Origin of the sequence: Phyllobacterium pellucidum (assembly GCF_013327855.1) — a bacterium.
Classification (GTDB): Bacteria; Pseudomonadota; Alphaproteobacteria; order Rhizobiales; family Rhizobiaceae; genus Phyllobacterium; species Phyllobacterium pellucidum.
Genome location: NZ_JABUMX010000009.1, coordinates 26,140 through 37,590 on the forward strand (window position 1 = coordinate 26,140; position 11,451 = coordinate 37,590).

The window sequence follows — 11,451 nt, forward strand, 5'->3', positions numbered from 1 at the left end:
CGGCACCGTCTGTTAAGGCACATGCTTTGTGCCGTTTGATTCAATCAGGAAAACCCGAAATGTCTGCCTTCAAATCCGAGTTTCTGCACACGCTTTCCACGCGCGGCTTCATCCATCAGACCTCCGACGATGCGGGTCTGGATGCGCTCTTCGCCAAGGAAACCGTGTCAGCCTATATCGGCTTTGATCCGACGGCATCGAGCCTTCATGCGGGCGGCCTGATTCAGATCATGATGCTTTACTGGATGCAGAAAACCGGCCATCGCCCCGTCGCCCTGATGGGCGGCGGCACCGGCATGGTCGGCGACCCGTCTTTCAAGGACGAGGCGCGCAAGCTGATGACGCCCGAGACCATTCAGTCCAACATCGATGGCATCAAGCGCGTATTCACCAATTATCTCACCTTTGGCGATGGCCCCCGCGACGCGCTGATGGTCAACAATGCCGAATGGCTTCTGCCGCTCAACTACCTCGAGTTCCTGCGCGATGTCGGCCAGCACTTTTCGGTCAACCGCATGCTGTCATTTGATTCGGTCAAGCAGCGGCTCGATCGCGAGCAATCGCTGTCGTTCCTCGAATTCAACTACATGATCCTGCAGGCCTATGATTTCGTCGAGCTCAACAAGCGCTATGGCCTGCGCCTGCAAATGGGCGGCTCGGATCAGTGGGGCAACATCGTCAACGGCATTGACCTCGGCCATCGCCTGGGCACGCCGCAACTCTACGCCCTGACCTCGCCTCTGCTGACGACATCTTCAGGTGCGAAGATGGGCAAGTCGATGAATGGCGCCGTATGGCTCAACGCCGAACTCCTGAGCCCCTATGATTTCTGGCAATACTGGCGCAACACCGAAGACGCCGATGTGGAGCGCTTCCTGAAACTCTACACGACACTGCCGCTCGATGAGATTAGCCGGCTTAGCGCATTGGGCGGGGCGGAGATCAACGAGACCAAAAAGGTCCTCGCCACCGAAGTGACGAGCCTGCTGCATGGCCGGAAGGCTGCTGAAGAAGCAGCCGAGACCGCGCGCAAGACTTTCGAGGAAGGCGCTCTTGCCACCAGCCTGCCGACAATCGAGATCGCCGCAAGCGAACTTGAGGCCGGAATTGGTATCTTGACCCTAATTGTCAAAGCAGGGCTCGCCGCTTCCAACGGCGAAGCGCGCCGCCATATCCAGGGAGGCGCGGTTCGTATCAATGATGCTGCCGTAGCGGATGAGCGGGCTCAGATCGGCGCTTCGGAGGTGACTGGCGAAGGCGTCATCAAGCTCTCGCTCGGCAAGAAGAAGCACATCCTCATTCGCCCGGTCTGATCAAGTCCTACTGGAACTCGAAGATCGAACGAAAGATGCCAGGAGCAATCACGGATATCGGGTTGACGATGATCTGCGGTTGCTTCAGCGGTCCCTGCAGCCGGTAGGTTATGCCGATGAGGCCGCGGTCGCGGCCATTGCCGAGGAACATGCCGAGGATCGGCAACTCGCCGAAGATACGATTGATGCCGTAGGCCGGCATGAATGTTCCGGTCAGGTTCATGTTCCCGGCCGGATCGCTGAGCACGCCCTGAAACGTCGTGCCGATCGTCGGCCCACGGATCACGCCATTTGCTAGATTGATGTAGTTCGAGCCTTTCTCGATCTGCGAGAAGCCGCGATCGAACGTCACGCGCGACACGTCGATGTTCTTCTGCACGGCATCGTTGAGGCTTGTGCCGTTTGGCGAGGTTGACACCAGTTTGGCGAGCCGCGGCTCGTTCACGAGCGTAAAGTTCTGGGCATCGACCTGCCCGCGCAACGGCCCGTCGCCTTTGGAGTCGAGGGCAACGCTGATGCTGCCGCCTTGCATCTTCTCGTAAAATCCGAAGAAACGCAGCACCGCACCGGCTTCGCGCGACTGAAGGTTGATAGAGCGGGCGCCGCTCCCGGAACTATCCGTCGCAATCACCTTCTGGCCGGATTTGCTGATCGCGTTGAAGGCGAGACCCGAAACATTTGAGCCGACGCCCTCGTAGGAAAGCGAGACATTGCTGAAAGTTTCCTGATAAAATCCGACGACATTGTCGATGTCGGCATTTATCAGCACTCTCTGCTTGCCACCTGCCTCGCTGTTCTTCTGCTTCTTGTCCGTGATCTGATTAAGCAAAGGCCGCGCGTCGAACGCATTGCCCTTCACATCGACGCGGAAGCCATATTGCGTCCGCGCCACCTTGACCGTGATGTCGTCGCCGCGATTGAGCTTAACGTTATTGAAATCTGCCGAGCTCAAATCGCCGCCGACGACCTTGACATCGCCCTGGATGCGGAACGTGTCGCCCGCAATATCGAGATCCTTGATGATTGCCGTATCGCCGTCCTGCTGCAGGGCGAATTTTGCGGTGGCCTTCACACCGGCGCCCTTGGTCCAGCCGATTTGCGCCAGTTTTATCTCGGCCTTGGTCAAGTCCGCCGTTGCAACACGCGCGCCATCGGCACTCTTCGAGATATCGACCGAAATCGGGCCGGACAGCAGCGGGTCGAGCGCAGGAAACAGCGCATTGCGTGTCTTGTCGTCGAGCCGCAAGGTGACGTTCTGCTCGCGCTTCGCCGTGTTGCCGCCCAGGGGTTCGAACAGTTCCACATCGGCCGGGATGCCGTTGAGTTTGGCTTCAGCATCAAGGCTCGCCCCCTCGCGGGTGACCGAAAGCGAACCACTTGCATCCGTGATCAACTGTCCGTCGATCTTCTTGGCGAGGTCGATGTTGGAGAGCGCCATCTCGGCGGTATAGGTGAGGCTACCCGGGGGGGCGCGCCGCGTAATAGGGAATGAGACGAGCACGTGTGCCTTGACGTTCCCTTTGATGTCATCGGGCGTGAACGGCAGGTTTTTTACGGCGTTTATGGGCTTGTAGCCGATGATTTCGGCGACGGCCGAAGCGTCGCCCGCAAGATTGAGATCGAGATCGGCGAGCACCGGCCGTTGCGGTCCCCACGGAATGACCAGCATGCCGCCGACAATATGCGCTTCGCGGTTGTTCGGGGTAATCGCAATGCCGTTCTCCAGCGAGATCGTCGTGCGCGCGCCGCGCACGCTGATCTTACCGTCGGCATTGCTGACCGGCGGCAGTTCACCGACGATATTGAAGTGCGAGCCCTGGACGGTAAAATCCGCCTGCAGTTCATCGGCTTCGAGCGGCGGCGGCTTGCCGGGGCCGTTGAACCGGCCGGCCGCGAAATTCAAGTCGATCCTGCTGTCACTGGTCGTTCCGCCGGTGAGATTCTCGAGAACCCACCGCCGCGCGCCGGTAGCGACCCAAACGGGCCATAACTGTTTGGCATCGGCAACGGGCATCTGTGGAATCTGCAGCGACATTTGCATGGCCGGCGTGCCATTGCCAAACGTCGCCTTGGCAAAACCTGTCAACTCGCTGTCTTCACCGGCACGCACGGAAATCTCCGGGATATCGAGCAATTTTTGCGACGGCAGGTATCGTCCCGACAAGCCGGCATCGAATGCCAGCGCCGGTTCGCTCGAGTCCTGCGGCGAAGACGTTGCTTGGTTGGTACCAAGTTCGAACCGATAAGCCGGTTCCGCCGGATTTGCCGCGTCCGGGGTAATCGCGCCCGTGACAGTTCCCTTGAATGCACCGAAGTGCAGCGTCGAAGGCTTGAGATCGATAGCCTTCGACCCAACAGCATGCTCGAAATTGATCTGCGCCGCGACAGCCATATCGTCGACATTGCCGATTGAAACCGGGCCCTCGCCTATGTTGAGCGCGCCCCAGACGCGGGCCGGCTCGCTCGCCGACCCGGCAAGACCATCGAGCTTGATTTCGGCGATATTATCATAGGCAAGATAGGCGCCATCAGGCTTGATGCCGTCGACATCGGGCACAGGGGCATTGCCGAAGGTGCCTTGGAGAGGAATTTTGCTGATGTCGAGCGAAAACGCCTCGATTTTCGCGCCGACGGCCGAGCGCTTTGCTTGTGCGGCAATGGCGATTTGCTTACCTCGCCACTCTACCGTTCCGTTGATGGCGACAGGCCCGCCAGTCTCTGACAGATCGAGATTGACGATCCGCAGTCGCTCCGGTGCGCCGGCGATGGTGAAATCAAACGATGTGTCGGTGATGGTAATGTCGCGTGTCTCGCGCTGATCGAGCAGCGACACCGCGCTTTCAAGTCCCGAGAAGATCAGGCGCGAGGCGCCATCGAGATCGACGAGACCCTGCGCGTCCCAGGGAACGAGGGTCATAAAATCGAAGGGTACCTTCGAAGTAACCTTGATCTCGGCACCGTCGAGTTCGAGGCGCTCGACCTGGACGTTACCTTGCAGCAGCGGCAGCGTCGCCAGACCGATCCGCACGGAACGGACATTGTTTATTTCGATGCCGCGCTTCGCGTCGGCAATGTTGACGTCCCTTGCCTCGAGGGCGAGGTGATGGCGCTGGTCGAGTGAAATCTGCGCCGACTGGATGGTTGCCGCGGTCTCCGGGCCGACAACCGATTTCAAGGCCGCCTGCGTGCGCCGGGTCAGGGCTTCGCCGCCTATGCCGACCCGCAGAACCGTAAAGGCTATGCCTCCAAGAATGGCGACAAGAATGATGAACGAAAAGCAGGCGTTCGTTGCAATATGCAAACGCGAACGACGCCGCGGCGTCGCCACGGGAGCCCTGCCGCGCTTATGAGCTGACGGGTAACGATGAAGTTTTATGAAGTCACGCTTCGTGAAGCGGACTTTTTCCGGTTTCTCTGTCAAATTCCCAAGCCAATTGAGGAATCATATGGGAAACCGTAGACGATTCCCTTGCCTCTGTAGTTGCGTAACTGAGGCGGGCATTCAATAATCAAAAGAAAGGCATTCATATGACAGTTCTGGACACTGGAAGCATCGCTCCGGACTTCACCCTGCCCCGCGATGGCGGCGGCGACATCACCCTGTCCGCGCTGCGCGGCAAACCGGTCGTGCTCTATTTCTACCCGAAGGACGACACAAGCGGCTGTACCCAGGAGGCGATCGAATTTTCCGGCCTTAAGCCGCAGTTCGAAGCGCTTGGCGCCACGGTTATCGGAATGTCTCCTGACGCCGTGAAAAAGCACGACAAATTCAAGACAAAGCATGATCTGAAGGTCGATCTCGTGGCGGACGAGGACAGGAAGATCATCGAGGCCTATGGGCTCTGGGTCGAAAAGAGCATGTACGGCCGCAAATATATGGGCGTAGAACGCACGACTTTCCTCATCGATGCGAGCGGAAAAATTGCCCGGGTGTGGAACAAGGTCAAGGTTTCCGGCCACGCCGCGGAGGTTCTCGAGGCGACGCGGGCGCTCAAAAGCTGATTTCGTCGCTTTTTCATTGCGAATTCAATGAGAATGCCCGGCTCTGTCAGGATTTATTAACCCTAACAGAGTGTAGTGATTTGCAGGAATTCAGCTGCGGATCGACGAACACACAGCCATGAAAAAGGTCAAGAGCTCCAGCATCTTCGGCACGATCAAGGAACCGCATACAATCATCATTGCGCGGGGCGAAACGATCCGCCATTTCAGCGTGAAGCCCTGGGCCGCGCTCCTCGGCGGATCGCTGGCCGTGGGCTTTGCCGGAACCTACATCCTCGCCACATCCTACCTCGTTTTCCGCGATCAGCTCATTACCGGAAGTGTCGCCCGGCAGGCGCAGATCGAGCGCGCCTACGAGGATCGCATCGCCGCGCTCCGCACCCAGCTCGACCGCGTCACCAGCCGCCAGCTTCTCGACCGGAAACTGGTCGAAGGCAAGGTTGCAGAATTGGTTCAGCGCCAGAAGCGCCTGACCGAGCAACACCAGAAGCTCGCGCCCATGCTCAAACGCGCCGGCAATAGCTTGCCGGCTGACGTTGCTCCACACCTCGCGATGGACAGCGATGCCGACACTATTGTCAGGTCCGAGGACGCCGATGCCTTCTATGGGATCGATCCGATCATTACCGGCCCAACGTCGACGACGCAAAAGCCTGCGCCGCGTGACGACAAGGCGAAAGCCAAGGTCAACAAGGCCGGACTGCTCGATTCCGTCGACCATTCGCTCGCGGCGATCGAAACCAAGCAGTCACGTCAGATGCAGACGCTGTCCAATTCGGCCTATGAAACCGCAGACAAGATCATGGACGCGCTTGCTGCGACGGGAATCAAACGGGCGGCCGGCGGTGAGACTGCCGGCGCCGGCGGCCCGCTCATTCTGGCAAGCTTTAACCCAACCGCGCCATTCGACACGAAACTCGCCGATTTGAATGATGCGCTGCATCGTCTTGAAGGCGCAAAGAAGCTGGCAAAGGCGGTCCCCATCGCCAATCCGGCGCCGGGCATGCCCGTATCAAGCTCCTTTGGCGTGCGCAGAGACCCGCTCATCGGCATGATGGCTTTTCACTCGGGCATGGATTTCCGCGCAATAGCGGGAACGTCGGTTCTTGCCACGGCCAACGGAACCGTGACTGCCGCTGAATATGCCGGCGGTTACGGCAATATGGTCGAGGTCGACCACGGCAACGGGCTCGTCACGCGTTACGGCCATATGAGCCAGATCCTCGTCAAGACTGGCCAGCGCGTCAAGCTCGGTGACGTTCTCGGCAAGGTCGGGAGCACAGGACGCTCAACCGGCCCGCACCTCCATTACGAAGTGCGCAGGAATGGCAACGCCGTCGATCCGACGACCTTCCTCGCCATCGGCCGGCAAATCGCTGCCGACCTCTGAGAATGCGGCTTTAGGCGATATCCTCGACGACCACGTCCGATCCATGAACGCGGTGCGCCAAGGCAGCTTCCATGAACTCGTCCACCTCGCCGTCAAGCACATCCTGCGGGCTGGTGCTTTCGACACCGGTGCGCAGATCCTTTACCAGCTGGTATGGCTGGAGGACGTAGGAACGGATCTGATGGCCCCACCCGATGTCGGTCTTCGATGCCGAGATCGCATTTGCGGCTTCTTCGCGCTTTTCAAGCTCGGCCTCGTAAAGGCGAGCCCGCAGCATGGACCATGCGGTTGCACGATTCTTGTGCTGTGAACGTTCAGCCTGGCACTGTACGACGATGCCGGTCGCGATATGCGTGATACGCACCGCTGAATCGGTCGTGTTGACGTGCTGTCCGCCTGCGCCCGACGCGCGGTAGGTATCGATACGAACATCGGATTCGTTGACATCGATGGCGATATTGTCGTCAACGACCGGGTAGACCCAGATGCTGGAAAACGACGTATGGCGGCGCGCATTCGAGTCATAGGGCGAAATGCGCACCAGGCGATGAACACCGGATTCCGTCTTCAGGAGGCCATAGGCATTGTGGCCTTTGACGAGGATCGTGGCGGACTTGATGCCGGCTTCTTCGCCATAGTGAACTTCGAGAAGTTCGACCTTCATGCCCTTGCGTTCCGCCCAGCGGGTATACATGCGTAGGAGCATATTGGCCCAATCCTGGCTCTCGGTGCCGCCTGCACCCGAATGGACTTCGAGGTAACAGTCGTTGGCATCGGCTTCGCCCGAAAGCAGCGTGTCGATCTGGCGGCGATCCACGTCCTGCTTGATGGCCCGGATCGCGGCTTCCGCCTCCGCGACGATCGACCCATCGCCCTCCTCTTCGCCCATGGCGATGAGTTCGACATTGTCATCCAGGGATTGGCTTAAGGTGCGGATCGAGTTGATGCCGTCTTCGAGCTGCTGGCGCTCGCGCATAAGCTTTTGCGCTTCCTGCGCGTCATTCCACAGCGACGGATCTTCGGCAAGCTGGTTCAGATAGCCCAAGCGTTTGATTGAAGCATCCCAGTCAAAGATGCCTCCTCAGCAGGCTTATGGCCTGCTTGATCTCGTCGACCAGCGTCTCGATTTCGGCGCGCATTGGCTGTCCGTTCCTTCTCTGTGCTCGAATTTCGGCGGACCATATTGACTGGTCCGCGCGATGTAAAGTGTTCAGCTCTGCCTGAGATAGTGCGGGCCAGGCGGTCAGAAAAGACCGCCGCCACCGCCCTGAATGGCCCGGTTCACGTTTGGCGATTGCACCTCGACAGGTGAGCCTTCCGAGAACGTATCCATGCCGATGACCGAATAGGTGTCAGCAGGACCGGTGCCGGGCTTGAACGCTTCCATAATGACATTCGGGCCGTCCGGCGAGGCGCGCATGCCCGTCTTGCGGTCGATCGGGATGACCGTCATGCCCTCGGGTACGCGGAAATCGACAGAGCGCTGCCCCTGCAGGGCCGCTTCGGCGAATTCCTTGAATACCGGTGCGGCAAGGCCGCTGCCGGTAAAGCCATGGCCCATCGGCGAGGGCGTGTCGTAGCCGAGATAGAGGCCGAAGACGAGGTCGGGCGTGAAGCCGATGAACCAGGCATCCTTCTCGTCATTGGTCGTTCCGGTCTTGCCGGCGATCGGACGATTGAGGCTCTTGAGGATCGTCGCCGTACCGCGCTGCACGACGCCTTCCATCATCGAGGTGATCTGATAGGCGGTCATCGGATCCAGCACCTGATCGCGGTCGTCGATCAGATCGGGCTCCGGCTGGTCCTTCCATTCGGTGGCCGTGCAGTTTTCGCACTTGCGCTCGTCATGCTTGAACACGGTCTTGCCGTAGCGATCCTGAATGCGGTCGATCATCGATGGCGTAATCTTGCGGCCACCGTTGGCGATGATCGAATAGCCGGTCACCATGCGCAGCACCGTCGTTTCGCCCGAGCCGAGCGCCATGGCAAGAACCGGCAGCATCTTGTCATAGATGCCGAAACGCTCGGCATATTCGGCAACAAGCTTCATGCCCATGTCCTGCGCGAGGCGGACCGTCATCAGGTTGCGCGACTGTTCGATGCCGTAGCGCAGCGTCGATGGGCCGGCAAACTTTCCGCCATAGTTCTTCGGCGCCCATATGCCAAGGCTGCCGCCCTGGTCGATCGAGATCGGACCATCAAGCACAACCGAGGCTGGCGTATAGCCATTATCGAGCGCGGCGGAGTAGACGAACGGCTTGAACGAGGACCCTGGCTGGCGCATCGCCTGCGTCGCGCGATTGAATTCGGATTCGGCAAAGGAGAAGCCGCCGACCATGGCAAGAACGCGTCCCGTATGCGGGTCCATCGCAACAGCGCCGCCGGCGATCTTCGGCACCTGGCGCAGCTGGAAGGCATCGTTGCTGCCCTCCTTCTTCTCAACAAAGACCACGTCGCCGACATTGAGCACGCCCTCGAGTGACTTTGCCGACGAGCGCTTGCCGTCGATGAGCAGCTTCAAGGCCCATTTTGCATCGGCCGAGTCGATCGTGCCCTGCTTGCGCTCGCTGACGACCTTGCCGGAAGTCTCGCGGTCGGGCTGCAGGCCGATCGTCGCCTGCTGCGGCGTTACCTCGAGCACGACGGCGAGCTGCCATTCCGGCACATCGGAGAACGCCTTGATCTCGGACAGCGGAATGCCCCAGTCGCCATTGGTTGAAATGGTCTTGAAGGCGCCGCGATAGCCGCGCGCCTCGTCATATTTGAAGAGCCCGTGCTGCAGCGCCTTGCGTGCCATGACCTGCAGCTTGGGGTCGAGCGTGGTACGAACCGAAAGACCGCCCTCATAGAGCGCGTTCTCGCCATATTTGGCGATGATCTGGCGGCGAACCTCTTCGCTGAAGTACTCGGACGCAAAGAGATAGTTGCCGGTGTGCCGCGGCGTAACGCCGAGCGGCTCGGCTTTCGCTTCCGTAGCTTCTTCCGCCGTCACATAGCCATTCTCGGCCATGCGATCGATGACCCAGTTGCGCCGCTCGATCGCACGCTCCGGCTGGCGGAACGGATGGTAGTTGGAAGGTCCCTTCGGAAGGGCCGCGAGATAGGCAGCCTCCGCCACGGTCAATTCGTTCACCGACTTGTTGAAATATGTCAGCGCGGCGCCTGCAATGCCGTAGGAGTTGAGGCCGAAGAAAATCTCGTTGAGGTAAAGTTCGAGAATGCGGTCTTTCGAATAGGCCTGCTCGATGCGGAACGAGAGGATCGCTTCCTTGACCTTGCGGCCGATGGTCTGGTCATTGCTCAGCAGAAAATTCTTGGCGACCTGCTGCGTGATGGTCGATGCGCCGACCGGCCGGCGCGTGCCGTAGTTCTGAATATTGGTAAGGACAGCGCGGAACAGTCCACTAATGTCGACGCCCGGATGCTGATAGAAATTCTTGTCTTCGGCCGAAATGAACGCGGCTTTGACCCGGTCAGGAACCGCCTGGATCGGCAAATAAAGCCGGCGCTCGCGCGCAAATTCCGCCATTAGCTGGCCGTCGGATGCATGAACGCGGGTCATGACCGGCGGTTCGTACTTGGCCAGAACTTCGTAGTCCGGCAGATCCTTGGAGATGCTGACGACATAAAGGGCCGCGCCAGCAGCGGCGATCAGCGCCATAACCGTGCCGATTCCGAAAAAATATCCGATCAAGCGTATCATAAGTATCCGGAACCCGTTTCACCAATTGGCACGTAAAATCAAAGCGAGCTTTCGATTCATGCAGATTGCGATGCAGGAATGGCCACAGTAAAAGCCAGCCCAAGTTCGGCATGTGCCAGGAGCGACGCCGAAAGCTCGTCGATGCCATTGATCGACAAATGTGACAAAGGCAAGGAAAACCCGTTTCCCTTAACAATTTAAATACCAAATGTGTAGTTTCGGCAACGCACGGGCGTGAGAATTTTCAATACAACCCTACCGTGCATAACTCCTAGTTGAGCGCGCCAGCCGTCTTCATTCCGGCAAATTCGCCGACCGCCGTGGCAAGCCTTTCGGCGACATGGCTCCGCCATGCCGGATCGAGCATGAGCTTTTCGTCTTCCTGATTGGAGAGATATCCGATTTCAACCAGCACGGACGGCACATCCGGCGCACGCAGCACCTGAAAGCCGGCAAAGCGGTGCGGGTTGTTGATCATGTTGACATCTTTCTTGAGGGACTTCACCACGGTCTTGGCGAAACTCAGCGAGAAGTTGTGTGTCTCCCGGCGCGTCAGGTCCATCAATATGTCGGCGATTTCCGGCGCCTCGTTGTCGAAGGCGATGCCGGCCACGGCGTCGGCACGGTTTTCGCGGTCGGCCATGGCGCGGGAATCCGCATCGGAAGCCCGGTCGGAAACGGTGTAGACAGTTGCACCGCGGATATTGCCGCGATTGATCGTGTCGGCATGGATCGAGACGAACAGGTCGGCCTCGTACTGGCGGGCGATGCGCACGCGCTCGGACAGGCGCAGGAACGTATCGTCGTTGCGTGTCATCTCGACACGGATGCCGGAGATCTTCTGCAATTCGTCCCGCAACTGCTGCGCGAACATCAGCGTCACATTCTTTTCCAGGCTTCCGCCGGCACTCTCCGCGCCGCTGTCGATCCCGCCATGGCCGGCATCGACGACCACGGTGAACGGTTTCGGCGCCTGGCTTGCTTCACCGGGAGCGGCGGACGCCAATCGATCGCCGGTTGGCGTCGATGTCGTCGAGGCCGTC

At 59.4% G+C, this 11,451-nt stretch carries 7 protein-coding genes; 3 read left to right on the forward strand and 4 right to left on the reverse strand.

The features are described from left to right. Positions 1-59 precede the first annotated feature (59 nt). Positions 60-1,313 (forward strand): tyrosine--tRNA ligase, encoded by a 1,254-nt coding sequence (gene tyrS, locus HQ945_RS22495; protein ID WP_113280748.1) that lies wholly within the window; start codon positions 60-62, stop codon positions 1,311-1,313. Between the two features lie 7 nt (positions 1,314-1,320). Here tyrS and HQ945_RS23170 read toward each other — a convergent pair whose 3' ends face one another. After that, on the reverse strand, positions 1,321-4,641 hold the full coding sequence (locus tag HQ945_RS23170; protein ID WP_174208539.1) for a YhdP family protein: 3,321 nt from the start codon (positions 4,639-4,641) through the stop codon (positions 1,321-1,323). Between the two features lie 200 nt (positions 4,642-4,841). Between HQ945_RS23170 and bcp the strand changes: the two genes are divergently transcribed. Beyond that, positions 4,842-5,315, forward strand: coding sequence for a thioredoxin-dependent thiol peroxidase (bcp, locus tag HQ945_RS22505; protein WP_113280746.1), 474 nt, complete (start codon positions 4,842-4,844; stop codon positions 5,313-5,315). Between the two features lie 118 nt (positions 5,316-5,433). Further along, positions 5,434-6,705, forward strand: coding sequence for a M23 family metallopeptidase (locus tag HQ945_RS22510; protein ID WP_091921651.1), 1,272 nt, complete (start codon positions 5,434-5,436; stop codon positions 6,703-6,705). A 10-nt stretch (positions 6,706-6,715) separates the two neighbouring features. Here the strand turns inward: HQ945_RS22510 and prfB are convergent. The 3 genes from prfB to HQ945_RS22525 all read right to left on the reverse strand — a co-directional run. Further along, positions 6,716-7,844 (reverse strand): peptide chain release factor 2 gene (gene prfB, locus HQ945_RS22515; RefSeq protein WP_113280744.1). Its coding sequence is split into 2 segments (ribosomal slippage): positions 6,716-7,774 and positions 7,776-7,844, totalling 1,128 coding nucleotides; the frame shifts between segments, so codons are not numbered across the junction. Positions 7,845-7,948: 104 nt separating this feature from the next. Continuing rightward, positions 7,949-10,408, reverse strand: coding sequence for a penicillin-binding protein 1A (locus tag HQ945_RS22520; RefSeq protein WP_174208540.1), 2,460 nt, complete (start codon positions 10,406-10,408; stop codon positions 7,949-7,951). A gap of 271 nt (positions 10,409-10,679) precedes the next feature. After that, on the reverse strand, positions 10,680-11,451 hold a 772-nt coding region (locus HQ945_RS22525; RefSeq protein WP_174208541.1), incomplete at its 5' end, for an N-acetylmuramoyl-L-alanine amidase family protein.

Coding starts and splice junctions, on each gene's coding strand:
- tyrS (WP_113280748.1), top strand. CDS start 60: ATGTCTGCCTTCAAATCCGAGTTTCTGCACACGCTTTCCACGCGCGGC.
- bcp (WP_113280746.1), top strand. CDS start 4,842: ATGACAGTTCTGGACACTGGAAGCATCGCTCCGGACTTCACCCTGCCC.
- HQ945_RS22510 (WP_091921651.1), top strand. CDS start 5,434: ATGAAAAAGGTCAAGAGCTCCAGCATCTTCGGCACGATCAAGGAACCG.
- HQ945_RS22520 (WP_174208540.1), bottom strand. CDS start 10,408: ATGATACGCTTGATCGGATATTTTTTCGGAATCGGCACGGTTATGGCG.